The organism is Bacillus australimaris (assembly GCF_001307105.1).
Classification (GTDB): domain Bacteria; phylum Bacillota; class Bacilli; order Bacillales; family Bacillaceae; genus Bacillus; species Bacillus australimaris.
Genome location: NZ_LGYN01000023.1, coordinates 117734 through 144229, shown reverse-complemented (window position 1 = coordinate 144229; position 26496 = coordinate 117734). Strand labels below are relative to the sequence as shown.

Genomic DNA, 26496 nt, shown 5'->3' with positions numbered 1-26496 from the left:
CGGATGAAAGTTTTAATCACCGGTGCAGGCGGTCAATTAGGGAAAGAATTGAGCAGACAGCTCAAGGAAAAAGACTTGACCGTCATTGCCTTAACGAGGAGCATGCTCAATATCGCAGATCAGCAAGCAGTCAGACACGCGATGAGACACTTTCAGCCTGATATTGTTGTCAGTGCGGCAGCCTACACATCTGTTGATCAATGTGAAACAGAAACGGAAAAGGCGTATCTTGTGAATGGCATTGGCGCTTACTATACAGCACTCGAAGCAAAGCGCGCAGGGGCAGATGTGTTACATGTCAGTACAGATTATGTGTTTGACGGGCAAGCGGATTCCCCTTACAAAGTCGATGCACAAGCAGATCCTCAAACCATTTATGGAAAGAGTAAAAAGCTTGGTGAGGAATTGATTCAGCTTGTGTCAGACGAAGTGAAAATCATCCGTACATCGTGGCTCTACGGACATGGGGGACATAACTTTGTAAATACCATTCTTCGGCTCGCTGAAACGAAGGATCATTTACGCATTGTCAACGATCAAATAGGGTCTCCAACCTATACTAAGGATGTGGCAGATGCCTTGATTCATTTATTTGATCAGGAAGCAGGTATATATCATGTCAGTAACCGAGAAAGCTGTTCGTGGTTTGATTTTGCGTCAGAAATTGTGGCGAAAAGCGGCCTGTCCACCACCATTGAGCCGATTTCCACGGAAGAGTACGGCTTCCAAACACCTCGCCCCGCCTATTCTGTGTTAGACCTTCAAGCGATTGAAGCCACAGGCTGGCAGCCGAGACATTGGAAGGATGCACTTCACGAATATTTGCAGAAAGAAGGGAGATGGCATCAGCATGATTGATGGCGTTCAAACGAAAAAACTCATGAAACATTGTGATGACCGCGGCTTTTTTGCTGAACTCATTCGAGATGATGAACCGATGCTGAAACGCTTTGGGCAGGCGTCATGGTCGAAAAGCTTTCCGGGCGTGATCAAAGCCTTTCATTATCATGAAAAACAAGACGACGTTTGGTTCTTCCCAGCAGGTCATGCACAGGTCGTTTTATACGATATGCGTGAGGATTCTCCCACAAAGGGTCAAACCGATGTGTATTACATGGGAGAAGACAATCCTATGCTGCTTCTCATCCCAAAGGGTGTCGCGCATGGCTATCGTGTACTAGGTGAGACGCCGCTGCAAATTGTGTATTTTACAACAGAATCCTATGACCCGAAAAATCCAGATGAAAAGAGAATCGCTTGGAATGACGAGGCGATCGGATTTAATTGGGAAACGACATTTAAATAGAGAACGAGGGCCTTTCGCAGGAGAAAGGTCTTTTTTTGTTGAAATACATTCTATATGTGTCATTTTATGTATATGTACTAAGTTGATAAGAAAAGGGATGTGGATGAGTTTGTCTAAAAGAATTGCATTTGTAACAGGAGCAAGTACAGGGATTGGAAAGGCCATCGCTATCAAGCTTGCCGCTCAGGATCATGTAAAGGTCATCATCAATTCTAGAAATCAATCCTCACTAGAAGATGCAGAGCAGCACATTGGGCGTATGGCAGAAACAAAGGAGCCGGTGGCTCTTTTCTGTGGCGATATGTCACATGAAGAGGTAAGGGCGGAGGCTTTTATGAAAATAGAAAAAGAGTTTGGCAGACTGGATGTGTTGATTAATAATATTCCAGGAGGAAAACCAGATACTTTTGATTCATGTGATAGTGAGCAGATGCTGACCGCATTTTCTCAAAAAGCCATTGCGTACATAGATACGATGAAGCGTGCGGCAGCGATGATGAAAAGACATGAATATGGCCGGATCATTCAAATTGTCGGGAACCTATGGAAGGAACCTGGTGACCAAATGTTTACGAACAGTATGATGAATGCAGCGATTATCAATGCTAGTAAAAATGCAGCCACACAGCTTGCGCCTTCAGGGATTACAGTGAATTGTTTAAATCCGGGCTTTATTGCTACAGATCGATATGAACAATTTATCGGAAACATGATGCGTAAACAGGCAATATCACGGGAAGAGGCTGTACAGGCTGTAGCGTCAGGAATTCCAATGCAAAGAGTGGGCTCGGCAAGTGAAATGGCTTCATTGGCCGCCTTTGTCGCATCAGAGGAAGCCTCCTATCTTACAGGACAACAAATATCCGTCGATGGTGGTTCGATGAAAAGTATATAACATGAAAAAACCCGCTATATGCGGGTTTTTTGATTAAAGCGAATCGGAAGGATGCGAAGCCGGTCGATAAACAGGGCAAGCTGTTCAATTGGCGCAACCATTGAGATGCGGACGTGGCGTCTTCCGTGTGTTCCAAACACACCCCCAGGCGTGACAACGACATCTGAATGTTCGAGTAAATAATCGGCAAATGCATGAGAATCAACGAAATCATCAGGAATTGGAGCCCATAAATAAAAAGCGCCTGCTGGACGTTCAATAGACCATCCCAGCTGTTTTTCCGCCTGACGGATGAAGAAGTTTATTCGTTCAAGATAGACTTCTTTTAATGATTGAATGTGACGGTCATCACTTTGCAAGGCGACGGTTGCGGCTTGTTGAAACCCGCCATACATACTGACAAACACATGATCTTGGAAGGCGTTAATGGCTTGGATGATGTCCTCATTTCCCACAGCAAAAGCAACTCTCCATCCTGCCATATTAAATGTTTTGGATAGAGAATATAATTCTACTCCTACACTTTTTCCAAGAGGAGCATTCAGAAAACTTACTGGTTTTTGCTCATAATGAAATGAGCCATAGGCAAAATCATGAATCACATGCAGTCCGTGAGCTGAGGCAAAATCAGCAGCCTTTTCAAAAAAGGCTTCATTGGCCACAGCACCTGTTGGGTTATTTGGATAATTTAAGAAAAGAACCTTTGCCTTTTGTAGCACCTCCGGATCAATCGAAGAGAGATCTGGTAAATAGCCATTTTTCGATTCAAGTTTGATGCAGTAGGGCTTTGCGTCTGCCATCAAAATCCCTGAATGGTATTCTGGGTATCCTGGATCGGGGACGAGGGCAACGTCCCCAGGGTCAAGCAGACACTGACTCATGATATATAGGCCTGTTTTCCCTCCGTTGAAAAGGGCAACTTCTTTCTGCGGGTCAATCTCAGTGCCGAATTCTTTTTTGTAGAAATCTGCAATGGCTTGCTTGAAAAAATCGAAGCCTCTAAATGGTGCATATTGCTGGAACTCTAAAGTGCCTGCTGCTTCTTGAAGGGCGCTCACGATATGTTCAGGAGTCGGAAGATCAGGATTTCCCTGACCAAGGTTTATGATGTTCGCTCCGTTTTGTGCTTTATGCGCAATTTTCTCAAATACGGTTCCAAATTTCTGTTCTGGCAGCCGTTCAATTACGTTAGATGGTAAGATCTTCACCACGTTACCCTCTCTTTCTATCCCTTCACTAATTCATCCATTAACTGAATGGCAGCTTGCTTCTGTAAGTTGCGGATGGATGCGGCAACATCCTGTGAGGATGACCCTTTTAATTCAAGTGATACGATGCCGTTAAAGGCTTCAAATAAAGAGAGATCCACAAAGGTGCCTTTGGGTGGGACGGACTCACTAACGATCACAGTATCTCCAACTAAAGCGTCCTGCGGAATATGGACATGATCAATGGTGATATGTGCGGCCTCTGCCGGTATGTGTCCGCTCTCTTTGAAATGCTGAGGGTATAAATGGCAGTCTGCTATGTAATGCGTATGTCCAGAAAGCAGCTCTTTTGGCAGATCCGCTTGTTTTCCATCGACTAATACATCGATCAGCAGCTTGGCCATGTCCACCCCAAACACTTTTTTGATATTCGGAATCATGTTCCAGCCAGCAAACCTAGCTGCTGATTCGATCAGTCCCGTTTCTCGATTTTTCATGAGCTTAATCTCTGTATGGGTCGCACAGTTTTCAAGGCCAAGCCCTTCATTGGCCTTCTTTGCTGCCTCAATGATGATTTGCTGGGCTTCATTGTCTAGGATCGACGGCGTAATATGAGCCGTTTCTGTAAAACCGATTTGAGGGGTCTTATCATGAATGACAAAAGGGATATATTCTCCCTCCACGACTAACCCTTCTACACTGACATAATCAGAATAGCCTTCCTCTTGATACCAATCCTTGTAAGCACCCTCTAAGTACGTTTCTGCGACAAATGGTGCTTCATATGTTACAGCGTTTGGGACAGGAATCGTTTGCAAGTAGGATTGTACGTTTAAAAAGAGATCATCACTGCCGGCTTGGTCATGAAAAAGAGTCACGCCAATAGAGCTTGCTAAATATGTAGGCTTTAAAATAAGCGGTGTCCCGATATACTCAATAGCTTGCTGGAAATCAGCTAAAGTCGTGACAGGCTGAGTTTTCACCGATTTGACACCAGCAGCGTTGAAGGCCGCCCTCATTTGGCTTTTATCACGCGCCATTTCAGCTGCCTTTACCCCAGCGCCGCGCAGCCCAAGACGCTCAGCGGCTTTTGCCATTGGTGCAATGAATAATTCGTTATTGGTGGTGATGGCATCAGCTTTGAAAAAGGAAGCCACACGGACTAGGTCAGCTACCACCGCTTCCTCTGATTTTAGATAGTCATCATGTGCCCAGTAAATAGAATCAGGGTGTTCAAAAGAAGGATGTGTTTCAAAATAATCACGATCTTTGATGACGGCAATGGAGTATTTTTCTATTAGCTCAGCGTGTCCCTTTGTAATGGCAAAGGGTCTTGGGATATAAGAAACGATATGATAAGATGCAGCCACGCTTTCATAAAACATATGGGGCGGGCATCCTCCTAAGTCAGCAATGACAAGTACGGTTTTTTTACTCAATGAAAGCACTCCTTTTTATCTAGCGGTGTATCCGCCATCTGCTGTGACAACACTTCCAGTCATATAGCTGGATAGATCAGAGGCGAGAAACAGCATCACGCCTGCAATTTCTTCGGGTTTTCCGAGACGAAGCAATGGGTTCACCTTTGCTTTTTCCTTTTTGACAACCTCAAGACTTTCTGAATGATTGTCTAAAAAGGATTTTTCATTTAATGGCGTATCAATAATGCCTGGGGCGATACAATTCACCCTGATTTGATGAGCGGCATAGTCGATTGCCATCGATTTGGTGAGCTGGATGACACCGCCTTTTGTTGCATTGTATGCAGGAATGTCAGGCCATCCAACGAGACCTCCGACAGATCCGGTATTAATAATACTTCCGCTTTTCTTTTCAAGCATATGCGGCAATGTATGCTTACTCATGAGAAATACACCAGTCAGGTTGACCTGTAGAATGCGGTTCCAATCCTCCAGTGACATCTCGTGAATAGGTGAGACAATTTCGATGCCTGCATTGTTAATCAACACATCAATTGTCCCGAATTGGCTCAGCACGGACTGAACGGTTTTTTGACAGTCAGACTCATTCGTAATATCTGTTTTGAAAAAAGCAGCATGTTCATGAGGCAATGACTCAATGAGTTGTTTGCCGCTCTGTTCATTGATGTCAGCCACTGCTACTTTTGCCCCATGCTCAAGGAAAAGCTTGACCGCGGCAAGCCCAATCCCGGATGCACCTCCTGTAATGAGGACGACTTTTCCGGCAATGTTCATTTCTTCACCTTAGACGCTTTTGGCTTTAAGCGATTATAGCGTGGAGGGAAGAAGAGATTAATAGACTTTGATGCTTCTGGCTTTGGATTTATGGCGCCGTGATCTTCTTTTGGATCACAGAAATAGGTGGTTCCAAATTCCATCTTTTCTGTAAAGCCTTCAATCGTCATATCGTACCCACCGCTAATGCAAATCCCGATTTGTTCATTGCGGTGCTTATGAAAAGGCATTTCCCCGCCATTTCCCGGAATGTTGGCAATCATGAGCTCCATCCAATCTTCCACAAAAAAGGTCACTTCCATGCCAGGCAGTAAATCGCGTGTTTTGAAAATATCTAAGAAATAAGTAGGAGGAGCCGTATATTCTTCGCCATCTTTTAATCTCTTAATATCAATGGCGATCACTTCTTCATCTGTCAGATTCGATGCGCCGTGAGGGACAAATGGTGGTGCGATATAGGCTGATTCTAATGGGGTGAGCAATTGGGTCGATTGGCCGACCGTCATTTGAAGCTCGCCTTTTAATACGATGCCAATTTGTGCTTCTGGATGCTCGTGAGGTTCGATGATCGTATGAGCTGGGACGTATGAAATTAATACTTCTGTATCGCCTCTGACAGTCGAATATTGAATGACACCATTATCCCATTCTCGTTTTTTCGCTTGAGGAAAATATAATTCTTGCGCCTTTTGTTCAGTTTTCATGTTAAATCTCTCCTTTTCCAAATATAGACCAGCTCATAGGAATGCTTTTAAATGTTCGAATGAAGGTGAGGCCATATGTCGCTCTAGCCACCTCATTGGTTAAAGCGAAATCAAATTCGCCGTCTCTTACTTTTTGTGCGGCTGTACTTGTGGAATTGACAAGCTCAAATTCAGCATTTTGATGAATAAAATACTGAATCAAATTGACAGGTGCAGGATGAGAAACAATTTTTAATTGGTTGAGCATTTGCTCTTGAAATGGGAAATCTGGTCTGACAGCCAAACCATACATAGGCGTGTCACATCTGAATATTTGTAAAAGCTGCAGGTCAGGCCTCATGTAGAAGTGTTTGATTCCTTCGTATGCGTGTGGAACGAGAGTGTATTGGAGTGCGTTAGAGAGAGTATGTTCAATGCAAGTTTCGAATGTGTCATAAAGGGATAGTTTCGTATGAGTGCCGAGTGTAGTGGTGGAATGAGAGATGAAATGTTTTGCTGCATATTCACTGCTTGTCCCCTTAGGGCCTAGTGTATTGACTGTAAACATCTTAGGTGAAACGATGGGCTCTTCTTTGAAATGAAAAACATCATTCTTTAAGATCATGTTTACCATCCAATCTTTTTCAAATTTTTACTAGATTATAAGAAATAAAATTGGTAATTGTCAACAAAATTTATAAAAAATGTATTTTATGATAATATTAAAAATTGATCTAAAAAACTGCACATATCGAGATGTGCAGTGAAATGAGCTCACGTTTCAAATGTGTTTTTATGTTTTTGCTGTAAGGTTTTTTCACGTTTATAGCTGACGAAGCTAATGAGAAAACCAACAAGCGTAATAAGCGCACATACAAGTCCTACCGTATGATAGCCGAAATGGACATAAACAGGTCCCATCAGAGCAGACCCAAGCATAACGGCAAGATTAGAAGCAAGGCTGTAAAAAGCCATCACTTTGCCTCGGTGGGTTTGGGAGCAGTCGCTCAGGACAGTACTCAAAAGCGTGACGGATAAACTTTGCATGGCACCCCAAATAAATAAAGCGAAAATGAGCAATGTCCATGAGAATGGTGCATAAGGAAGTAAGGCAAGAACGAGCGTAATGCCGCCCAACACAAAGAAAAGAGATCGTGTTTTGCCAAACCAATCTGCTAATTTCCCGGTAAATATACTCATGGAAAAGCCAACGCCATAAGCCATGATTAGAAGTCCAGCCGTCGATTGTCCACCGGAAAATAGACTTTGTAAGTAAGCTCCTAAAAATGAATACATGCCATAAAATCCAAGCATGTTACAAAATGTCACGGTCAAATAGGCAGGGACTCGGTCGATTTTCAAAGCCCCCCATAAAGAGCCTGATTTCTCCCTAGCTTGAGGTGCCTTTGTATCAGCTGTGGCGACTTGTTTTCGAGATTCCAGTATGACGAGCAGCAGGACAACGAGACTCATCATGGCGAAAATCCAAAATGTCCAGCGCCAGTTTAAACTTTGACCGATAAAGGCGCCAATAGGCACACCAAGGACAAGAGAAAGAGACCAGCTCGATACAATGAGCCCCATCACTTTGCCGCGATATTCGTATGGAACCCGGTCGCCCACAAGAGCATAGGCTGTTGGCACAAATACTCCGGTCGCCAGCCCAGAAATAGCACGGCCTGCAAAAAAAACTGCCAAATTTGGGGCAGCAGCACACATCACAGTTCCAATCAAAAAGAAAGACAGCCCAATCATCAAACACAGCTCTCTTGAATACCGGTCCCCTAAAGGAACGAGCAGCGGTGCGCCAACCAGCACAGCTAACCCATAAATGCTGATGGAAAGTGCGAGAACATCAAGAGAGTGCTGAAAGGAGTTTGATAAATCAGGCAGCAGTGGTGAAATCACCAGTTCCTCTGATCCCGCCGCAAAAACGCCAAGTGTGAGTGCAATGGCAAGTGTGATGGGAAATGTTTTAGAAGCCTGGCTGTCTAAAGATTCTTTCATCAAGTGATCCCTCCATACTTGCTTTTTCATTCAATTCCGTTAAAATAAATTCTACCATTATTTAGTTTTATTTTACATTTCGCATCATAAGTATTATCATCAAATACTTTTCAAATGGAACGATTTTTGGATAGGAGAGGTACGAATGAAAATCACCGATGTAGATGTGCATATTTTAAATGAATTGAGAGAAGATGCCCGCTTATCCATGAGGGAATTGTCCAAACGAGTGAATTTATCAGCACCTGCAGTAGCAGAAAGAGTGCGTAAATTAGAAGATGCAGGGATTATCGAAGGGTATTCTGTTCAGGTCAATTACAAAAAATTAGGACTTCTGATTGACTGCCTGCTGGAAGTGACGGTGCTCAACGGGGAGTATCAGCGATTTGTGGCTTTTATGAATCAGCATCCACGCGCCTTTTTTGCTTATCGAGTGGCAGGGCAATCTTGCTTTTTCATTAAGCTGTCTGTTGCTTCTCTTGAAGAAATTGAAGCCTTTATTCAAGAAGTGTCTGGATTTACAAAAACCGTATCTCATATTGTCTTGTCAGAGCACTCTTTTTCCCATCCAGTTCAGGAACGTGTAAAACAAATAGAAGAGCCAGAAATGACTGTGGTGAAATAAAAAAGGACCTTCTTAGGTCCTTTTTACTCGCTTATCCGACTGATAGCTCATGATCGTAATGATGAGGCCAATCAATGTTACAGCTGCAGCAAATAACGGAACAAGCTGTAAATGTGTGATTTCGATAGCAAGACCGCCAAGTGCTGCACCGCCGGCATTCCCAATATTAAAGGCGGAATGACTGAGCGTTGATGCGAGTGTCGGTGCTTCATGTGCCATGTTCATCGTGCGGTATTGCAAGGTAGGAACAAGAATAAATGAAATGATTCCCCAAACAAAAATGGTCAGCACGGCAGGCACTTTGAATTCGGAAGTGATTGTAAACAATAACAGGACAGCGATCAGAAGAATTAGTGTCACCATAATACTCGGCATCAGCTTCCAGTCAGCAAGCTTTCCGCCAACTAAATTTCCAATAGTGACCCCAAGCCCAAAAAGGACAAGGATGAGCGTCACCCCATTTTCCTGAAAGCCAGTGACTTGCAGCAGGATCGGGCTGATATACGTAAAGGCTGTAAACACACCTGCAAACCCAAAGATGGTCATTGCAAAGGAAACGAGTACCTGTGGTTTTTTCAAAACGGATACTTCATTTCGAATATCCAATACTTCTTCCTTTGATTGATTCGGAACTAAGCTGATGATCCCGATTAAGGAAATGAGACCAATGACGGCAATGACTAGAAAAGACATACGCCAGCCGAATTGATTCCCGATAAAGGTACCGAACGGCACACCGAGTACATTTGCTACCGTCAGTCCTGTAAACATGAAGCTGATCGCACTGGCACTTTTCTCTTTAGGCACAAGCCGCGCAGCCATAATAGCTCCGACGCCAAAGAAGGTTCCATGAGCAAATGACGTTAAAATGCGGGCAGCCATTAACAGACCATAAGAAGTCGATACAGCGGCAGCAGCATTTCCTGCCACGAAAAGAATCATTAACAGAATGAGGAGGCGTTTCCTCGACATTTTCCCAGTCGATAACGTTAATATAGGTCCACCAACTGCGACACCAAGTGCGTATCCAGTAATCAACTGCCCAGAAGCAGAGATCGATACATGAAGATCGTTTGCGACGTTTGGCAAAAGTCCCATGATGACAAATTCAGTCATGCCAATCGAAAACGCACCTAGTGTTAATGCAAAAATAGCGATGGGGAAGTTTTTCATGATGTGATCACCTTTCTAAACAAATACATAAAAAAGCTTCGGAGAGATCCGAAGCCTTAAGAGTTTATCATACATGGAAATAAGACGCCAGCTGCTCGTTTGCTAATCGGTTTCCGACAAAGAAGGAACCAAATTCGCCATAGCGTGCACTGACTTCATCAAAGCGCATTTCATAAACCAATTTTTTAAATTGAAGCACATCATCAGAGAAAAGGGTAACGCCCCACTCATAATCATCAAAACCAACAGAACCTGTAATGATCTGTTTTACTTTCCCAGCATAGCTTCTGCCAATTAAGCCGTGGCTTCTCATGAGGGATTTACGCTCATCCATGGAGAGCATGTACCAGTTGTCATTGCCGGAACGTCTTTTATCCATCGGATAGAAGCACACGTATTGAGAAGAAGGAAGCTCTGGGTATAAACGTGCACGTACATGCGGGTTCTCGTAAGGGTCTCCGCCATCTCCGCCTCCTGCTAAGTAGTTGCTGAGCTCAACAACTGAAACGTACGAATAAGCTGGAATCGTAAACTCTGCTAGTCGTGTCTTATTGAATTCAAGTTCAATTTCACCGAGTTCTGCCATTGTCGGACGTAAAATCATGAGCATAATATCTGCTTTTTGGCCGACAATACTATAGATTGTTTGGGTTCCAGCCTTATCTTGCTCAGCTGTTTTCCATTTTTCCAATAGACCTGTGAACTCATGAATAATTGCTTGGCGCTCATCACTTGTCAGCAGCTTCCAAGCTGTCCAGTCGATCGTTCTAAAATCATGCAGCGCATACCAGCCATCTAGTGTTTGAGCTGCTTCATTTGTTGTATGTTGTTCGCTCATTTCTTTCACTCCTATTTACAGTTTTCCATCTGTTCCAACTATAACATAGTTTGTCCAAATGGAGATGTGATCAAAACTTGAACGAAGAAAACAGCTAATCAAAATTGATTAAATTAGTTTGAAAAATAAGAATTTAATTTGTAAGCGCTATAATATAAGTTGGTAGTTTGAATTTAGGTAGAAGAAGAGTATGCTTAAAAGAGAACGCTTTTTTTGTAAAATCAAGGAGGGTATTGTAGTGGCAGATATTTTTTCAACAGTTCAGGAAAAGGTTGCAGGTAAAGGAGTAAAGATCGTTTTTCCTGAGGGAATGGACGAACGCATTCTAACAGCCGTTCAAAAACTAGCAGATGGCAAAGTATTGCAGCCAATTGTTGTAGGTAAAAAACAAGAAGTTGAAGCAAAAGCAAAAGAATTAGGTCTTACACTTGATGGTGTTGACGTGTATGATCCTCATACATATGAAGGTTTTGAAGAGCTTGTACAAGCTTTCGTAGAAAGACGTAAAGGCAAAGCAACCGAAGAGCAAGCAAGAAAAGCATTACTAGATGAAAACTACTTCGGTACAATGCTTGTATATAAAGGTCTTGCAGACGGACTTGTGAGCGGTGCGGCACACTCAACTGCTGATACAGTACGTCCAGCACTTCAAATCATTAAAACAAAAGAAGGCGTAAAGAAAACATCTGGCGTCTTCATCATGGCTCGCGGCGAAGAGCAGTATGTGTTTGCTGATTGTGCAATCAACATTGCTCCAGACAGCCAAGATCTAGCTGAAATTGCGATCGAAAGTGCAAACACAGCAAAAATGTTTGATATCGAACCACGTGTGGCAATGCTTAGCTTCTCTACTAAAGGCTCAGCTAAATCAGACGAAACAGAAAAAGTATCTGAAGCAGTTCGCATTGCAAAAGAAAAGGCACCTGAGCTTGTACTTGATGGAGAATTCCAATTCGATGCAGCTTTCGTTCCTTCAGTAGCAGCGAAAAAAGCTCCAGATTCCGTTATCAAAGGCGATGCTAGCGTATTTGTTTTCCCTAGCCTCGAAGCTGGAAACATCGGCTACAAAATTGCACAGCGTTTAGGTAACTTTGAAGCTGTAGGCCCAATCCTGCAAGGCTTAAACCAGCCAGTAAACGATCTTTCTAGAGGCTGTAATGCCGAAGACGTTTACAATCTTGCGCTGATCACAGCAGCTCAAGCACTATAATTTGATGTGAAGACAGCCAGTACGCTAGATTCGTGCTGGCTGTTTTTTTGATCACAAATGTGTACAATATAGGGGGAAGAAAAACAATCTGATCGTAGATAAAGCCGATAGAATGGGCAGGTGCTATAATGGAAGATTTAATACATAAGCTTCAGCATAAGGTCGTGGGATTAACAGAGGCACAGAGGAGAATTGCAGATTATATCGTCCAAAACCCAATGGAGGTCGCTTTTTTAACTGTAGATAAATTGGCGTCAAAAGTAGGGACGAGTACAGCTACCATCATGAGATTCTCTGCTGCTGTAGGGTATTCCGGATTTTCTGAGCTTCAAAAAGAGCTTCAATCCAATATGAAGCATAAAGCTGCCCCGCAAACGAGACTTGAAGCGAACTTAAAGCATTCAAATAAGAGTAAGCTCCTGCATAACCATGTCGAACTGCAATTTCAAAATATCCAGTATGCATTAGACAATATCACGGAAGAAACTTTTCAGCATATTGTTGAAAAAATAGCCGGATCCCGCCAGGTTCTGTGTACAAGTGTCCGAAGTGGCAGACCTGTTGGCGAGTATCTGTCACTCGGAATCAATCGGCTATTGGGGAACTGTCAATATATTGATGCTGACAAAAGCGACTGGGTAGATGACCTCGTGCATTTTCATTCTGATGATTTTATTATAGCGGTCAGCTATCCTCGTTATGCAAAGCGTTTGAAGGACTTGCTGGAGGCAGCGAAGTCATATGGGGTGGAAGTGCTTTTAATTACAGACAGCTATAGCTCTCCACTAACCAAGTATGCACAATATGTATTACCATGTTCCTCAGCAAGTGTTGGTTCTCATAACTCTGTCGTATCTGCTATCTTTATCGTAGATTACATTTTAAGTGCCTTAGCCATCAATGATCCTGAAAGGACAAAACCACGTTTAGATCAAATTAATCATATGTTAACGAAAATGAGTTACCACACAACACATTAGTCGTGTGGTGACTCATTTTTTTATTTTAATTTTTTTGAAAGCGCTTTACTAAATAAAAACGAGGTGGTATGATCGTAACACGAAGGTAATATATATTACTTTTAATAAACTAAATGTCATGAATATAACTCGAAGGGGATGATGGGAAAATGAGTACTGTTCATTACGTGTCAAATGAGCTCATTGATCGAGCAAAAAAACTGAACTCGACCTTGCTGTCAGATGTGATGGGATGCACCGGAGCGATGGATCATCAAATTAAACCTGTTGCAAGAGGCATGAATATAGTAGGGACAGCTTTTACCGTAAGCTTACGGCCAGGGGATAATTTATTTCTTCATCAAGCGATCTACTCTGCTAAAGAAGGAGATGTACTCATTGTTGATGGAAAAGACCATAAGGGTCATGCATATTTAGGGGAATTGATGGCCCATTCAGCGAAGGCGGTAGGAATTGAAGGAATCGTAATTGACGGGCTTGTTCGCGACAAACTCTCTTTAGAGGAGCTGGCTTTTCCAATATACAGTAAGGGATTTATGCCAAACGGACCTTTTAAAGATGGTCCTGGGGAATTGAATCAAACCATCTCGTGCGGCGGTGTCAAAGTAGCACCAGGTGATTTAGTCATTGCTGACGATGATGGAGTCGTCATCGTTCCAAAGGAAAAGGCGGAACATCTGCTGACACTAGCGGAAGAGAAACAAGCGTATGAAAATCAGAGATTAAAAACGATTCAACAGTATGTGGACGAAGGAAAGCAAGACATCAGTCTTTTAGCACCGGCATGGCTGGATGGCAGAATGAAAAAATTTCAGGGATAGGGGAGAATCGGTGATGAAGATAGGCTTTATCGGTTATGGAGAAGCAGCATATGAGCTATCAACGGGATTGAAAACAGAAGGATTAGATCAATTTTACGCGTATGATGTACTATTACAGAATGAGAAATTAGCTGGCGCGTTGAAAGAGAAAGCATCGCAGACAGGAGTTCAATTAACCAGCAGTATCAGCGAAGTCATTGAGAAATCTGATATTGTGATTGCAGCTGTGCCAGCGAATAAAACCTTAGAAGTGGCACAATCTGTAACGGGAAGTTTGAAAAAGAATCAACTATATGTGGATGTGTCGGCATCAACACCAGACATCAAAAAACAAGTGGCAAACGAAATTGAAAAGCAAGAAGCTCTATTTGTAGATGCCGCCATGCTAGGGCCTCTTCCAGTCAACAAACACAAGGTTCCGATCACGGCAAGCGGCAGTGGAACTGACCAATTCATGAAAGTAATGAATGCTTATGGCATGAATATCACAAAAATCAGTGACCAGCCAGGAGATGCTTCGGCTTTAAAGCTGATCAGAAGCATTTATATGAAGGGGATCGTTGGTCTCATGATTGAATTTTTGGAAATTTCCAAAAAATATAATGTGGAGCATAAAGTGATTTCTTCACTAAGCAATACAATGGATAGCAAAAGTTTTGAAGAGACCATGAATCGTCTTGTAACAGGGAGTGCATTGCATGCGAAAAGACGAGCGGTTGAGCTTCTTGGCTCTATTGAAATGCTGGATTCAGCTCATATTGATGCAAGCATGTCTCGGGCAGCACAACAGAAGCTAGAGAGATTAGCAGAGTTTCAATTCGTGGAACGGTTTAATGGGAAAAAACCAGCCAGCTGGGAAGAAGTCATTGACGTGATGCATCAAGGGTAAAATGTAAGCGTTTTATTTAACAAAGGGGAGGCGAAGAAACGATATGGGTTTTATTGCATTGATTGTATTCATAGCTGTCATCATTATATGGAATGTCGTCGTGAAACGGAACATGGGAGAAGCCATGCTATTAGGCTTTATTGCGACCACATTATTTGGCGGATTGGATGCGTTAAGACTTTTCTGGGATGGTTTAATATTTGCATCCACATATGAGGTGCTTTATGCAGCCGTTGCATTTGTATTCATGGCCTATTTAATCGAAAAGTTGGAATTAATTCATGCACTCTTACGAATCCTGAATTCGGTTGTTGGCAAACTTCCTGGTGGAGCGGCTTATATGAGTACGTTAGGTTCAGCAGTCTTAGGTGCTCTTTCGGGTTCAAATTCGGCAAACACAGCCGCTACTGGTTCTATCACAGCCTCTTGGATGATTAAATCCGGGTGGAGCCGAACCCATACGGCCACGATTTTAGCAGGGAATGGAGGACTTGGGGCGGCACTGCCTCCGAACTCTTCAATGTTTATCATGCTCGGGTTTGCACCAATTGCAGCCCTTGTATCTGAGGGAGATTTATATATTGCGCTTCTAATAGGAGGGCTGTATCAAGTCGTATACCGATTTATTCTTGTGTATATTCTGGTGAAAAAGAATAAAATTCAGGCCATGCCGCCAGATGATATTCTTCCTTTTAGGGAAGCTGTGAAACAAGGATGGAAGTCGATCTTTATTTTTTTCGGTGCCTTGATTCCTATCATTATTACAATAGGTCCGCTGGCAAACTACTTAAAAAGTAATCCAAACATCGGACCGGAGGCAATGGATCAAATTTCTTTAATTACGTGGATTCCAATTCTTATGATGTTAATTAGTTTAACAATTGGGAGAAAAAAGGCATCTGCACTTGATTGGTCTCAGTTTTTCAAGTCGGCCATTCCTAAGTTTACAACGATCGGTGCCTTGATGCTGTTTGCTGTTGCGGCTAGTCAGGTGCTTGCTGAATTAGGATTGGCAGAAGATTTGACGCAAATCACGTCAGTACTTACCATTCCGAAGTGGCTCATGGTGCTCATTGTTGGTGTTCTTGTCACGCTGGTGGCTGGCCCATTATCTTCAACAGCCACATTAACAGCTGTTGGACTTGTCTCATTTTCAGCTCTAGTCTCAGTAGGTGTGGACCCAGTTGTGGCTGTTGTTGCCATTCTTGCTTTTTCGTCAACAGAAGGCGCTTCCCCTCCTGCATCAGGATCAATCTTCATTGCTTCTGGTCTTGCAGGAGCCAGACCGGAGAAAACATTTATACCGCTGATTCTCTACTATATGCTGCCGATCGTGGGAATTGGCTGGCTCATCGGAATGGGAATACTTCCAGTATAGAAAGGAGAAACACATGAGAGCATTAATGGAATTATTATTTAAAGTGCTGCTTGTCCTGTTCTTAACATCAGGAGCCCTGTTGGTATTCGGTCAAATACTAGGGATTCTGTTGCAAAAGGGAGATATGATTATTGCGAGTACGAATCTATTCAAAAACCCAACACTGGTGTTAAGTGCCTGTTTTAGTCTTGTTGGTTTCTCTCTCAATTATATTCCTGAAAAGAAAGACACCTCATTTAGCGATCATCCATCAGCATCAGCGGGTGATTCGCTTAAATAAGTATGAGAAGCTGGATTCAGTTACTGGATTCAGCTTTTTTGTGTGAAATAGGTATTAAAACCCAATACATAGGATTCATTTTTTGTCAATTCATTTTCAATCATATGCCTCTCGTTCTAGTAAATGGTAACATAACGGAGGACTAACTAAGGAATAGAGGTGTTTGACCATATCTGGAGCAATCATCGGTTATAAAGCAGCCTTGTATTCGTTAAAGGCAGATATATCTATAAAAAAAGAACAAATCATCGAACTCAACATGTGCCGCAAAGAAATCAAAGAGGCAAAATCAACCCTGTCAGATGCCAGCAAGAAAATCACTCATCCCAACCTGACATCACACACATGGTTTGGCCATTTGGCAGACACGTTTGATGATATTCGAGACGAAATGGCCTCCGCCAGTCAAGAGATCAAAGGTGTACAGCTAGCCAATTTATTAAATCGAATTGATGAGAAAATCAGTGACCTAACATCAGAGATCCATTCGTTAGAACATGAAATTCATTCGGTTGAAAGAAAAATAGAGAAAGAAAAACAGAAACAACTGGAAGAAAAAAGAGGGTAGTCACATGAGTAGAGAAATTAAAATAGATGTCAGTCAGGTCAAACGAGTATTAAAGCATGCAAAACAATCAGGTGCTCAAATGAATACAACACTTCCAACATCGATCAAAGGAAGAAATCAGCTCCCGACTGCAAACACATTAGAAAAAATCAATCAACAGCTGAACGAATTAAGTACGTCCTATATAGACATCCTTCAGAAACAGCTTGTACAAACTGAACGAGCGGTGAACACCATGATTGAAACGGACAAGGCGCTTGCTTCCAGCAGTAAAAGAAAATAAAGGAGAACGCAATGAAAACCCTTGACGCCTTTGCACTAATAAACGGAATTGATCAAACGCTGAATATGTTAAAGCAGAAGTCAGAGCAAATCCGCTCCATAGAAAAACAAATCAATCACATCATTTCACTCGATGGCGCTCTAAAGGGAGAGGCGGGACAAGCCATCCGTGCTTTTTATACAGACTGTCATATTCCCTTCCTGCAATTCTTTCAAGTCGTCATGGAGGAATACAGCGCTGCACTGAAAAACACAAAGCAGGCTCTTCACGCGCTAGAATCAAATGAGCACGGCTTTATATCACAAGCATTTATCGAACACGAGCTTGATCAAGGGTTAAAGAAAGCCGAACGTACGATTTCTGACATCGTATCAGATGTGAACCACGCCATCGGCAGAGTTGGTCATATTGTTCATTTGCCAAGTGTAGACGAATCAGCGTTTCAGCAAAACTATCAAAAAGCATGGCTCGAATCCTCAAGAACCATTGGTCTGCTTCATGCATTTGACAGAGAGCAAACAAGTGCTTTACATGAAACCAAAAGCTCCCTTCAAACAATGAAGCAATACATAGACACCTTGAGCACCATGTTCACCGGCCCAAAAATCGACATCACAAGCTATCAAAAAGGATCTATTTTCAAAGATGGAAAAGAAGAAAAATTAAGCAGCACCATCAGTGGATTGAATGACAAAATAGACAACCCGAAAGACAATCCAATGATGATCATGCTGAAGAAACTGAGAGAGCAAGAACAGGCAAATGTGGAGACGGTGGTTCGGAATGACACCTATAAAAACATCAGTAAACAAGTCACAGCAAACGATCCATCGCTTACGATATTGCAAAGGGAAGCCGTGAACGGGAAAAACAAAATTCATAGAGACATTAGGGTTGTAAATGGTAAACTATACAACATCAAAGGCATTAAAAAGTTAAAAGAAATCGATATTGCAGATGAAGTCGTCATGGACCCGTCAGATATTGATTTTATTGGCGGACGATACACTATTTACGCCAATAAACAAATCATCCGAACGTATATCGCAAACGGCAAAGTAAGAATAGAAGAAGTCGATAAAATTCCAGAAAGTCGCAGCCGGGGCAACGCTAAACGCATCTTAGATGGTGAAGTCGTCTCAACCACCGAAAACATCATTCTAGAATACAGCGGCATCTACGACGGCTACCGGGCTGTTACTGGCAAAGACCCAGAAACCAGCCAAAACATCAGCAGCACAGACCAAGCCCTATCCGCAGCCTCTATCATCCCAATCACGAAAATAGTGAAGGTTGGGAGATATGTTTTTAAGGTGGATCAAGGGAAGAATGTGAAGAGAATTGAGAAGACGGTTAAAAGTTCGAGTGAATTTAATAAAGGTTTAGCAAAAGCATATCTTAGAGATATAGAGGCTAAAACAGGACGTAAGGTTAATAAAGATCAGATTCATCTTATAAAAGAGGCCATGAGGAACAAAAAATACGAAAAATTAACGCCAAAAGAGACTGCTAAGCATAGAAGCAAATTTACATCGAGCTTGAAAGATAAATTGATTTCAGAGTGGGAAGAAAAAACCAAACAAAAGTGGCCAAGATATACAGAAGAAGTACTTGATAAGAATGGAGAGGTTGCTCGGAGTATTGGTCAACCGTATGATGCGCATCATATCATAGAGAACAATTTTGGCGGTGCTCATGAGTGGTGGAATATTCATCCAGCTAAGTATCCTAATGAACATCAAGCAGGGGTACATGGAAAAGGAGCTCCATCAGGTAAACTATTTCCAAGGAGGTAAAATAGCAAATGGCAGATTTTAATTTTATTAGTGAACTAGAAAATAAAACTTATAAGGTATCTGAAGATGATATTTTAAAAGCTGAACAAAGAATGGATATAAGTTTTCCAAATGATTTAAAACAGTTATATTTAGAAATTGGCTATGGTTTTATTAAAGGTCAAAGTGCTAATGCAATAAATAGAATAATGGGACCAGGGGCTGTAGCAGATATTAGATTAAGAGAAGGAATTTTTGAATTTGATCCAGATTTAGACGAATTTTTTGAGGATGAAAATAAACTTATTTTTTTTGAAGTAAACGAGGGTGTTTATATTTCATTAGATTTACAATTAATTAATAATCCAGTATATTTTTTTGATACTAAAATTGCTGAATCATTAGAGGATTTTTTCAAAAAGTTTCTCAATAATAATGAATATTACCTAGATTTACTTGAGGATTAGGTCTGTTGGATATCATTACCAAAATTTAATTAAGCTTTACTGGATATGAATTTCCTTTTAAGGTTTTTATCCAAGTAGGAGTCGAGCTAATTTGATTGGCCAAGAAGCATTTATTAAGATATAACTGATAAATGCATAAAAACAATGAAGTTGAAGACTTTTTGAATTGTATAATATCAGCCCTCTAATAAGAGGGCCTATTATATATTCAAGCAATAACGAAGCGATATTCACCTATGCTTATCTCTCCTGAAAAGGAATGACTATATGAACAAAAAACAACAACTAACAAAACAAATTCAAACGGTCATCAACATCCTAGAAAAAGACTATTCCCAAGAAATCAACCAGGGTATCCTCCAATTAATATACAAAAGATATAAGGATGCACAAAGGATCATCCAGAACAATGAAGATCTCCAAAAGATTTTGATCATTGGCGGGGTGAGAGCTTATTTGGATAGTTACAATGACTATTTAAACCCCTTTCTAGATGAATTACATAAAGCAGAAAGTTTGCTAAAAGAAATGTTGTAATAGATAGAATGGCTGTCTATAGTTTCGTAAATTGTTATAGGAACAGCTTTAATGAGAGGAGTTTCTTTCTCGGACGCTGATTATCGCGGTTTCCCTATTGATAGGCTAGTTCGGCACGGACATTATGCTTTTGAATTTCTAGTGTGGGGTTTTATCTTCGATGTGGCCATTTTCTATTTTCTTTTAAAGATGCCTTTTCGAATGTATAAAAGGGTCATGAAAAAATCAGCAGCTTAACATAGAGGAGGCTCTTAAAATGCTCAATTTACCTCAAATTCCAAATCTGCACGTGAACGAACCAGCAAGTGATATACATATTAAAGAGGCAGAATCTCAACTAAATATGGTGCTGCCCTATGCATATAAAACCTTGCTGAAACAGACAAATGGATGTTCTATTGGCGGCGATGTTCTGTTATACGGGACGGAGGACATGGTGGAACGCAATGCAACGTGGGAGGTTCAGCAATATGCAAGCGGCTATGTGGCGATTGGCGACGATGGCGGCGGACAAGTATTTCTCATGCGGCTGGCTGAAGAGGAGCAAAAAGTGTGGATTGTGGATGCTGGTGTAATGGATCCTCAGCATGCAGAGCTCCTGACCGAAAACTTGCTTAAATGGATAAGTGAAGGCTGTAACATAGAAGCGTAATCCAATAAAGGAGATGATCACATTGCCTTGGAACACATTCATCGCTGCCGGCATTATTATTGGGATACCTGTTATTTTGTTCGTTGCTGTTTATTTCTTCGTGAAGGGTAAGAATAAGAAAATCAAATCATCCAGCTGAAACGCTCTGTGACGCCAAATGTCATGGAGCTTTTTTAATGATCTCTCGTCATTCATCCCTTGCTCCTTCCATGGTATAATATACACAGTTTATGAACGAGAGGATATGCAGGAGATGAAAAATGAACCTATTGAGTTACTGACACAGCCGACATGGCGGATTATTGATCAGTCGAGCGTTGGTCTCTATGTAGACCCGAAGCAATCCTTTGCGATGGATGATACGCTTTGCGCGTCGGTGGGGAAGGGCCTTTCACCAGCGACAGCCCGTTCTTGGGTGCATCACAATACGATTGTGCTTGGGATTCAGGATACAAGACTTCCATTTCTTCAAGATGGCGTAAAGCTGCTTGAGGAAGAGGGATATCGTGTGATTGTGCGCAACTCAGGCGGTCTTGCTGTGGTGCTGGATGAAGGTGTACTGAATGTGTCTTTGATCTTTGCGGAACAAAAGAAGGGCATTGATATAGACCGCGGATATGATGCGATGGTGGACTTGATCCGCCGGATGCTGTCGATGTATGAGGTAGACATTGAAGCCTATGAAATTGTCGGCTCCTATTGTCCGGGCAGCTACGATTTAAGTATCAATGGAAAGAAATTTGCAGGCATTTCCCAGCGTAGATTACGTGGTGGGGTCGCTGTGCAAATTTATTTGTGTGCCGATGGAAGCGGACGGGAACGTGCCGACTTGATCCGCCGTTTTTATCACGCCGCTTTAAAGGATAAGAGGCAAGAAGTGAAGGCAGTGTTTCCTGATATAAAGCCGGATACGATGGCATCTTTATCAGAATTAATTGGTGAATCTATTGATTGTACGCTTCTTATGCGTCTATTACTAGAGGAGCTTCAAAAGCTTAGTGATCAGCTGACAGCATCAGGACTGAACGCAGAAGAACAGCTGGAATTTGAGAAAAACATGACGCGGATGATTGAGCGGAATGAAAAGGTGTTTTCGTAAACATCAGTCTTTTAATCTTGAAAAGCATAGAGGTGAAGTGATGGAAACAAAGCTTGTGAAAGCCATTGAACTTCGGAAAAGTGGACACCTTCTAGAATCAAATGAAATGCTCACTCACCTTGTGGTGGAGTATCCAGACGATGCCTCCACTCATTATCAATGTGCCTGGAGTTATGACCTGTTAGGAGAGGAAAGGCAGGCTGTCTTTTTTTATGAAAGGGCCATTGAGTTAGGATTGTCTTCTGAAGAACTAGAAGACGCTTTACTAGGATTAGGAAGTACGTACAGAACGCTAGGAGAATATGAAAAGTCAAAACGCATCTTCCTAAAAGGGATGGAAACTTATCCGGATAACAAAGCCCTTCAAACGTTCTATGCCATGACTTTGTATAATTTGAAAGAACATAGCAAGGCGATGGAAATATTACTGAACTGTTTAACTGAAACGACAAAAGATCCTGCTATTTTGAGTTATCGAAAAGCAATTGATTTTTATTCAAATCAGTTAGATACATTGTGGAAATAATCAGTTGATTTGGTTACTTAAATAGGTACGGAGGGGCAATGCAATGGAAGAATCCCCTCCTTTGATTTGAAATTTTATATGTGATGGTCATTTATGGCGTAAGAAAGAAGGGAAATTTGTTGTCATCATTCACCACGTATTACCCGCTATTCATGCTTTGCATTTTGTCTGTGTTGTATATGATGTATCGTATTCAGCCAATCGCTTCTACTGTGAAAAAAATCACCATTGTGCTTTGTGTGTTAACAAATGCCGCATATATTTGCTGGCGTCTCTTCTTTACACTGCCGCATGAAGGTACATTTAATATTGTGATGGGGATTTTGCTTGTGGCCTGTGAATGCATTGGATTTTTACAGCTGCTTGTGTTTTACACACTTGTTTGGAAGCCTTCAAATCGGAAACAAGTCATGATCAGTGATCTTGAAAGGCTGCCAACAGTTGATATTTTCATAGCTACATATAATGAACCGATTGAGGTGCTGAAACGAACGGTTGCAGGTTGTTTGAATCTCTCTTATCCAAAGGAAAGCGTCAAGATTTATTTATGCGATGATGGCAAGAGGGAGGCTGTAGAGCAGCTTGCTTCTGAGCTTGGTGTTCATTATCTGACAAGAACAGATAACAAGTTTGCTAAGGCAGGTAACTTAAACCATGCGATGTCTCAAACGAATGGGGAACTGATTCTTACTCTTGATGCAGATATGGTCCCTCTGCCAGCTTTTTTAGAAAAAACAGTGCCTTACTTTCATGATGGAGCGACTGCGTTTGTTCAAGTTCCGCAGGCGTTTTATAATGAAGATCCTTTCCAATATAATATGTTCTCTAAGGATCGAATTCCAAATGAGCAGGACTTCTTCATGCAAACCCTCCAAGCTGGTAAGGATCGGTTTAATGCCGTCATGTATGTCGGGAGTAATACTGTATTTAGACGAACGGCCTTAGATGAAATTGGTGGATTTGCTACTGGGGTGATTACAGAAGACATGGCGACAGGAATGCTTCTTCAAGGGAAGTTCAAATCTGTGTCTGTCGGAGAGGTATTAGCCGTCGGTCTGGCACCTGAAAGCTGGCTTGATCTGTTAAAGCAGCGAGACCGGTGGTCGAGAGGAAATATTCAGTGTGCCCGTAAGTTTAATCCTTTGAAGGTTCAAGGCTTAACACTGATGCAGCGCGTTCTTTATTTAGACGGTATTGTGTATTGGTTTAACGGTTTGTTTAAAATGATTTACATTCTTACACCGATTTTGTTTTTATTGTTTGGTATTCAAAGTTTCTGGGCGGATTTCCAGTCCATTTTCATGTTTTGGCTGCCGGCATTCTTCAGTTCGTATTTAGCGTTTAAACTTGTGTCGAATCGAAAAAGAAGTATGTTTTGGAGTCATATTTACGAAAGCTCTATGGCATTCCACCTAGCTGGTGTGGCTTTAAGTGAGCTGTTTCTAAAGAAGAGAGTTGAATTTCTTGTCACACCGAAGGGAATTCAAACGGACAAAAGACATTTTCATTTGAAAACGATGATTCCTCATTTGATCTTCTTGCTGCTCTCATTGCTTGTCCTTGTGAAAATAGGATACGAAGTGAAGGTAGAGGGGACGATGAATGCGGATCTGACGTTGATTAATATATTTTGGGTGCTTTATAACGGTGCAGGTCTATTTATGGCGCTGATTGTGGCGTTTGATCGTCCGCGTTATCGGAAATCAGAGCGATTTATCATTGAAAAAGAGGGGCATCTTCGTTCTGATCATCAAGATCAGTCGATTGCTTGTTTTCTGCTAGATATGAGTGATTCAGGTGCGCGTCTATCCATTCCATTGGATCAAGCTTCTTTTCTAAATCAAGGAAAAATGCAATTAATCTTTTCAGAGGATGAAAGTGTGGCATGTGACGTGGTCTGGAGTCATCAAGAGGGAGACCAGCTGATGGTTGGTGTTGCTTTTACTGACACACAAAAATCAGAGTATCTATCACTGATCCGCTTCTTATTCACACGAGAGCATGTAGCGATTACAGATCGTGAGAAAAAATCCTATGCTGTTCGGACGTTTCTCCGCTTTTTAAGAGAAACGGAGAAAGTGCCAAAGGCTTTGCAGCGCAAATGGATGAGAAGACCTTTGCAAGGTGTGACAGGAACGTTTTCCTATGAGGGCAATTTAGAAGAGAAGGTGCCAGTGATCATACATGATATCAGTTTATCTGGGTGCAAGATGGAATCTGAAGCTTCCATTGAATTACATGAGAAAGTGCTGATCACCATTGACTCTGAATCTCTGACCGATCAGCCGGCGATCGCGGTCTGGACATCACGAAAACGCGGCCGTACAATGGTTGGACTCAAGTTTGTTCAGCCTGAAATCAAGCAGATAGAAGAAAGAGAGGGAGTGGTTTCTTGAAATCCAAAAACGGCGGTTACCTCTATTTACTATGGCTTCCTGTCATCATAGGAGCCGGCTATGGCATTTCTCTTTTAGTGCCGTTTCTTCAGCCTGTACTGACACTTGGCATCGCCGGTCTTTATATTTTTATGTTTGGTGATTTTCAGGTGAGGCAGGTCAGGTATATCTTTATGTTCGTGTTTTTGATCAATGTTCTTTTTAGTGTGATGCTATTTTTGGATATTTAAAAAAGTGCTTCCCGCAGGTGGGGAGCACTTTTTGTTATTCTGCCATTTTTTCAAGGTTGCCGTTCCGGTCCATTTTAAAGGTTGGTGCGGCATTATCGTCCTCTTCAAACAAAACTAGTTTTCTTGCACGGTTCATGATCTTGACGAGTGTTTCATAATCTTCTTGAATCGTGAGCTGATCCTTTTCAAGCTTTTTCACTTCAGCTTCTAGCTGCGAAACTTGATGAGAAAGCTCGTTGTTTTCTCGTCTTAAGCGGCTGTTTTCCATACGTAAGGCAGTGGATTGCTGTCCATCGCCTTCATAGCGGCGTAAGAAATCAATGATATCTTCGATGGTTAGCTCCTGACGCTGCTGAAATGGATTGTCTTCTGGCTTTTTCTCTGCGGTATTTGCGGCATGAGAAGCCTGTGACAATAAATGTGATAAACTAGTTAACTCTTCATTGTAGCTTTTATCCACAAACTGAAGCTGTTCAGCTGTTTCAGCTGCGGAAGCAAAGGTCTCTTCCTGTGATGGCTCCAGTTCCTGTGAGAATTCCTCCTGTGGAATCGTATCTTCTACTTGCGGTTGATAGAGTAATCGTTTTTTTGCAGGCTGTCCATTGCCGAGTGCGCGCATCCGCTGTTTTCGTTGTTTTTTGGCTAGTGCCAACGCTTTTTCATATTGATGCCTCACGACAGCGTTCCATCTAAATCCGCATGCTGCGGAGGTACGATTCAGCTTGTCTCCAACTTCTTCAAACGCATTTAGCTGCGTGCTGCCTTCTCTGACGTGACGTAAGACGGTTTCTGCCAAGAGGAGATCATTTTCCTCTGACCAAGCATCTTGTCTTTGTTTTGACATGTGTTTAAACCCCCATATGATTTGATGGTATTAGATTAGCCAAGTTCAAGAAGGTTTATACAAGTTTGCTAAAAGGATAGTGGAAAATACTAGGTTTTATGTAAACGTGTCTCTGCATTGACGATGCATCTTGCAACTCCAGCCGCTTCGATGTACAATGTTGGGTGGTATATTATTCACGATTGGTTGTCCAGCTATTCATATAGAATGAAGTATCATCATTGAAAGGAAGCGTAAGACCATGGCTAATGAGTTTCGCGTATGTGACGATTGTGATGCGACGAACCTAAAGACGTTATTGCCTCGACTCAAATCGGTTGATCCTGATGCAAAAATTGAGATCGGCTGTCAATCGTATTGTGGTCCAGGACGAAAAAAGGCTTTTGCGTTTGTGAACAATCGCCCATTATCCGCACCAACAGAAGATGAATTACTCGAAAAGGTTCAAAAAAAAGTCAAATAAATGTCACTGAATATGTTCAGTCGACCTAAAAAGAGGTCCGTCCCTGTCAGGTCGGGCTTTTTACGTCCATGCAATCTTTGAGAACACATTCACCAGCAAATTCAAGAATGTTTTCGGGAAAAGTTACCCGATATAATAGAAACACGT

General features: G+C 41.9%; 30 protein-coding genes. 21 read left to right on the top strand and 9 right to left on the bottom strand.

What is annotated here, in order from left to right; all coding sequences use genetic code 11:
• Positions 1-3: 3 nt before the first annotated feature.
• From rfbD to AKG37_RS10115, 3 genes are all read left to right on the top strand, one after another.
• Positions 4-858: a dTDP-4-dehydrorhamnose reductase gene (gene rfbD / locus AKG37_RS10125; protein ID WP_060698691.1), complete on the top strand. Its 855-nt coding sequence runs from the start codon at positions 4-6 to the stop codon at positions 856-858.
• Positions 851-1306, top strand: a complete 456-nt coding sequence (locus AKG37_RS10120; RefSeq protein WP_060698690.1) for a dTDP-4-dehydrorhamnose 3,5-epimerase family protein — start codon at positions 851-853, stop codon at positions 1304-1306. The genes rfbD and AKG37_RS10120 overlap by 8 nt, the downstream gene beginning before the upstream one ends.
• Before the next feature lie 103 nt (positions 1307-1409).
• Entirely contained in the window at positions 1410-2201 is a 792-nt protein-coding gene (locus tag AKG37_RS10115) for an SDR family oxidoreductase (protein ID WP_273700890.1), read from the top strand.
• 14 nt (positions 2202-2215) lie between these two features.
• On the opposite strand, the gene AKG37_RS10110 is transcribed toward AKG37_RS10115, so the two are convergent.
• From AKG37_RS10110 to AKG37_RS10085, 6 genes are all read right to left on the bottom strand, one after another.
• Positions 2216-3409, bottom strand: coding sequence for a pyridoxal phosphate-dependent aminotransferase (locus tag AKG37_RS10110; RefSeq protein ID WP_060698973.1), 1194 nt, complete (start codon positions 3407-3409; stop codon positions 2216-2218).
• Between the two features lie 17 nt (positions 3410-3426).
• On the bottom strand, positions 3427-4848 hold the full coding sequence (locus AKG37_RS10105) for an alanine--anticapsin ligase (RefSeq protein WP_060698688.1): 1422 nt from the start codon (positions 4846-4848) through the stop codon (positions 3427-3429).
• 15 nt (positions 4849-4863) lie between these two features.
• Entirely contained in the window at positions 4864-5625 is a 762-nt protein-coding gene (locus AKG37_RS10100) for a glucose 1-dehydrogenase (RefSeq protein ID WP_060698687.1), read from the bottom strand.
• Positions 5622-6329 carry a 3-((4R)-4-hydroxycyclohexa-1,5-dien-1-yl)-2-oxopropanoate isomerase gene (gene bacB, locus AKG37_RS10095; RefSeq protein ID WP_060698686.1) on the bottom strand — a complete coding sequence of 236 codons (708 nt, stop codon included), beginning with the start codon at positions 6327-6329 and terminating at the stop codon, positions 5622-5624. Before bacB ends, AKG37_RS10100 begins: the two co-directional genes overlap by 4 nt.
• Before the next feature lies 1 nt (position 6330).
• Complete coding sequence (locus AKG37_RS10090) at positions 6331-6933, bottom strand: type 2 periplasmic-binding domain-containing protein (protein WP_060698685.1); 603 nt, start codon at positions 6931-6933, stop codon at positions 6331-6333.
• Positions 6934-7082: 149 nt separating this feature from the next.
• Entirely contained in the window at positions 7083-8315 is a 1233-nt protein-coding gene (locus AKG37_RS10085; protein WP_060698684.1) for an MFS transporter, read from the bottom strand.
• Between the two features lie 145 nt (positions 8316-8460).
• On the opposite strand from AKG37_RS10085, the gene AKG37_RS10080 reads away from it, so the two are divergent.
• Positions 8461-8940, top strand: coding sequence for an Lrp/AsnC family transcriptional regulator (locus tag AKG37_RS10080; RefSeq protein WP_060698683.1), 480 nt, complete (start codon positions 8461-8463; stop codon positions 8938-8940).
• A gap of 12 nt (positions 8941-8952) precedes the next feature.
• Here AKG37_RS10080 and AKG37_RS10075 read toward each other — a convergent pair whose 3' ends face one another.
• Positions 8953-10113, bottom strand: a complete 1161-nt coding sequence (locus tag AKG37_RS10075) for an MFS transporter (RefSeq protein WP_060698682.1) — start codon at positions 10111-10113, stop codon at positions 8953-8955.
• Positions 10114-10180: 67 nt separating this feature from the next.
• A complete protein-coding gene (gene hemQ, locus AKG37_RS10070) occupies positions 10181-10951 on the bottom strand; it encodes a hydrogen peroxide-dependent heme synthase (protein ID WP_060698681.1) in 771 nt (256 codons plus the stop codon).
• A 238-nt stretch (positions 10952-11189) separates the two neighbouring features.
• On the opposite strand from hemQ, the gene pta reads away from it, so the two are divergent.
• From pta to AKG37_RS09985, 16 genes are all read left to right on the top strand, one after another.
• The gene (gene pta / locus AKG37_RS10065) at positions 11190-12161 is read left to right on the top strand and encodes a phosphate acetyltransferase (protein ID WP_024423792.1); all 972 of its coding nucleotides are present in this window, start codon (positions 11190-11192) and stop codon (positions 12159-12161) included.
• 128 nt (positions 12162-12289) lie between these two features.
• Positions 12290-13141 (top strand): MurR/RpiR family transcriptional regulator, encoded by an 852-nt coding sequence (locus AKG37_RS10060; RefSeq protein ID WP_060698680.1) that lies wholly within the window; start codon positions 12290-12292, stop codon positions 13139-13141.
• A 149-nt stretch (positions 13142-13290) separates the two neighbouring features.
• On the top strand, positions 13291-13962 hold the full coding sequence (locus AKG37_RS10055; RefSeq protein ID WP_060698679.1) for an RraA family protein: 672 nt from the start codon (positions 13291-13293) through the stop codon (positions 13960-13962).
• A gap of 13 nt (positions 13963-13975) precedes the next feature.
• The gene (locus AKG37_RS10050; RefSeq protein WP_060698678.1) at positions 13976-14851 is read left to right on the top strand and encodes a prephenate dehydrogenase/arogenate dehydrogenase family protein; all 876 of its coding nucleotides are present in this window, start codon (positions 13976-13978) and stop codon (positions 14849-14851) included.
• A gap of 43 nt (positions 14852-14894) precedes the next feature.
• Positions 14895-16229, top strand: a complete 1335-nt coding sequence (locus AKG37_RS10045; protein ID WP_060698677.1) for a TRAP transporter large permease subunit — start codon at positions 14895-14897, stop codon at positions 16227-16229.
• A 13-nt stretch (positions 16230-16242) separates the two neighbouring features.
• Positions 16243-16509, top strand: a complete 267-nt coding sequence (locus AKG37_RS10040) for an O-succinylhomoserine sulfhydrylase (RefSeq protein WP_060698676.1) — start codon at positions 16243-16245, stop codon at positions 16507-16509.
• 169 nt (positions 16510-16678) lie between these two features.
• A complete protein-coding gene (locus AKG37_RS10035; protein WP_060698972.1) occupies positions 16679-17077 on the top strand; it encodes a YwqH-like family protein in 399 nt (132 codons plus the stop codon).
• A gap of 4 nt (positions 17078-17081) precedes the next feature.
• Complete coding sequence (locus AKG37_RS10030; RefSeq protein WP_060698675.1) at positions 17082-17360, top strand: YwqI/YxiC family protein; 279 nt, start codon at positions 17082-17084, stop codon at positions 17358-17360.
• Between the two features lie 11 nt (positions 17361-17371).
• Entirely contained in the window at positions 17372-19156 is a 1785-nt protein-coding gene (locus AKG37_RS10025) for a T7SS effector LXG polymorphic toxin (protein WP_060698674.1), read from the top strand.
• An 8-nt stretch (positions 19157-19164) separates the two neighbouring features.
• Positions 19165-19602 (top strand): SMI1/KNR4 family protein, encoded by a 438-nt coding sequence (locus AKG37_RS10020; protein ID WP_060698673.1) that lies wholly within the window; start codon positions 19165-19167, stop codon positions 19600-19602.
• Between the two features lie 267 nt (positions 19603-19869).
• Positions 19870-20139, top strand: coding sequence for a hypothetical protein (locus tag AKG37_RS10015; RefSeq protein WP_060698672.1), 270 nt, complete (start codon positions 19870-19872; stop codon positions 20137-20139).
• A 238-nt stretch (positions 20140-20377) separates the two neighbouring features.
• The gene (locus AKG37_RS10005; RefSeq protein ID WP_275574795.1) at positions 20378-20791 is read left to right on the top strand and encodes an SMI1/KNR4 family protein; all 414 of its coding nucleotides are present in this window, start codon (positions 20378-20380) and stop codon (positions 20789-20791) included.
• Positions 20792-21044: 253 nt separating this feature from the next.
• On the top strand, positions 21045-21890 hold the full coding sequence (lipL, locus tag AKG37_RS10000) for an octanoyl-[GcvH]:protein N-octanoyltransferase (RefSeq protein WP_060698670.1): 846 nt from the start codon (positions 21045-21047) through the stop codon (positions 21888-21890).
• Positions 21891-21930: 40 nt separating this feature from the next.
• Positions 21931-22416, top strand: coding sequence for a tetratricopeptide repeat protein (locus tag AKG37_RS09995; RefSeq protein WP_060698669.1), 486 nt, complete (start codon positions 21931-21933; stop codon positions 22414-22416).
• Positions 22417-22535: 119 nt separating this feature from the next.
• Positions 22536-24812 (top strand): glycosyltransferase, encoded by a 2277-nt coding sequence (locus tag AKG37_RS09990; protein WP_060698668.1) that lies wholly within the window; start codon positions 22536-22538, stop codon positions 24810-24812.
• Positions 24809-25042, top strand: a complete 234-nt coding sequence (locus AKG37_RS09985; protein WP_060698667.1) for a DUF5970 family protein — start codon at positions 24809-24811, stop codon at positions 25040-25042. The genes AKG37_RS09990 and AKG37_RS09985 overlap by 4 nt, the downstream gene beginning before the upstream one ends.
• Before the next feature lie 34 nt (positions 25043-25076).
• Here the strand turns inward: AKG37_RS09985 and AKG37_RS09980 are convergent, their stop codons facing one another.
• Positions 25077-25886, bottom strand: coding sequence for an RsfA family transcriptional regulator (locus AKG37_RS09980; protein ID WP_060698666.1), 810 nt, complete (start codon positions 25884-25886; stop codon positions 25077-25079).
• A 241-nt stretch (positions 25887-26127) separates the two neighbouring features.
• On the opposite strand from AKG37_RS09980, the gene AKG37_RS09975 reads away from it, so the two are divergent.
• Positions 26128-26349: a YuzB family protein gene (locus AKG37_RS09975; RefSeq protein WP_003215259.1), complete on the top strand. Its 222-nt coding sequence runs from the start codon at positions 26128-26130 to the stop codon at positions 26347-26349.
• The last annotated feature ends 147 nt before the right edge of the window (positions 26350-26496 follow it).

What these genes read in the sequence shown, in the direction of transcription:
- AKG37_RS10085 (WP_060698684.1), bottom strand. Translation starts at nt 8,315, where the DNA reads ATGAAAGAATCTTTAGACAGCCAGGCTTCTAAAACATTTCCCATCACA.
- AKG37_RS10060 (WP_060698680.1), top strand. Translation starts at nt 12,290, where the DNA reads ATGGAAGATTTAATACATAAGCTTCAGCATAAGGTCGTGGGATTAACA.
- hemQ (WP_060698681.1), bottom strand. Translation starts at nt 10,951, where the DNA reads ATGAGCGAACAACATACAACAAATGAAGCAGCTCAAACACTAGATGGC.
- AKG37_RS10015 (WP_060698672.1), top strand. Translation starts at nt 19,870, where the DNA reads ATGAACAAAAAACAACAACTAACAAAACAAATTCAAACGGTCATCAAC.
- AKG37_RS09995 (WP_060698669.1), top strand. Translation starts at nt 21,931, where the DNA reads ATGGAAACAAAGCTTGTGAAAGCCATTGAACTTCGGAAAAGTGGACAC.
- AKG37_RS10020 (WP_060698673.1), top strand. Translation starts at nt 19,165, where the DNA reads ATGGCAGATTTTAATTTTATTAGTGAACTAGAAAATAAAACTTATAAG.
- AKG37_RS10050 (WP_060698678.1), top strand. Translation starts at nt 13,976, where the DNA reads ATGAAGATAGGCTTTATCGGTTATGGAGAAGCAGCATATGAGCTATCA.
- AKG37_RS10025 (WP_060698674.1), top strand. Translation starts at nt 17,372, where the DNA reads ATGAAAACCCTTGACGCCTTTGCACTAATAAACGGAATTGATCAAACG.
- lipL (WP_060698670.1), top strand. Translation starts at nt 21,045, where the DNA reads ATGAAAAATGAACCTATTGAGTTACTGACACAGCCGACATGGCGGATT.
- AKG37_RS10090 (WP_060698685.1), bottom strand. Translation starts at nt 6,933, where the DNA reads ATGATCTTAAAGAATGATGTTTTTCATTTCAAAGAAGAGCCCATCGTT.
- rfbD (WP_060698691.1), top strand. Translation starts at nt 4, where the DNA reads ATGAAAGTTTTAATCACCGGTGCAGGCGGTCAATTAGGGAAAGAATTG.
- AKG37_RS10120 (WP_060698690.1), top strand. Translation starts at nt 851, where the DNA reads ATGATTGATGGCGTTCAAACGAAAAAACTCATGAAACATTGTGATGAC.
- AKG37_RS10040 (WP_060698676.1), top strand. Translation starts at nt 16,243, where the DNA reads ATGAGAGCATTAATGGAATTATTATTTAAAGTGCTGCTTGTCCTGTTC.
- AKG37_RS10115 (WP_273700890.1), top strand. Translation starts at nt 1,410, where the DNA reads ATGAGTTTGTCTAAAAGAATTGCATTTGTAACAGGAGCAAGTACAGGG.
- AKG37_RS09975 (WP_003215259.1), top strand. Translation starts at nt 26,128, where the DNA reads ATGGCTAATGAGTTTCGCGTATGTGACGATTGTGATGCGACGAACCTA.
- AKG37_RS10055 (WP_060698679.1), top strand. Translation starts at nt 13,291, where the DNA reads ATGAGTACTGTTCATTACGTGTCAAATGAGCTCATTGATCGAGCAAAA.
- bacB (WP_060698686.1), bottom strand. Translation starts at nt 6,329, where the DNA reads ATGAAAACTGAACAAAAGGCGCAAGAATTATATTTTCCTCAAGCGAAA.
- AKG37_RS10045 (WP_060698677.1), top strand. Translation starts at nt 14,895, where the DNA reads ATGGGTTTTATTGCATTGATTGTATTCATAGCTGTCATCATTATATGG.
- AKG37_RS10075 (WP_060698682.1), bottom strand. Translation starts at nt 10,113, where the DNA reads ATGAAAAACTTCCCCATCGCTATTTTTGCATTAACACTAGGTGCGTTT.
- AKG37_RS10030 (WP_060698675.1), top strand. Translation starts at nt 17,082, where the DNA reads ATGAGTAGAGAAATTAAAATAGATGTCAGTCAGGTCAAACGAGTATTA.
- AKG37_RS10080 (WP_060698683.1), top strand. Translation starts at nt 8,461, where the DNA reads ATGAAAATCACCGATGTAGATGTGCATATTTTAAATGAATTGAGAGAA.
- AKG37_RS10100 (WP_060698687.1), bottom strand. Translation starts at nt 5,625, where the DNA reads ATGAACATTGCCGGAAAAGTCGTCCTCATTACAGGAGGTGCATCCGGG.
- AKG37_RS09980 (WP_060698666.1), bottom strand. Translation starts at nt 25,886, where the DNA reads ATGTCAAAACAAAGACAAGATGCTTGGTCAGAGGAAAATGATCTCCTC.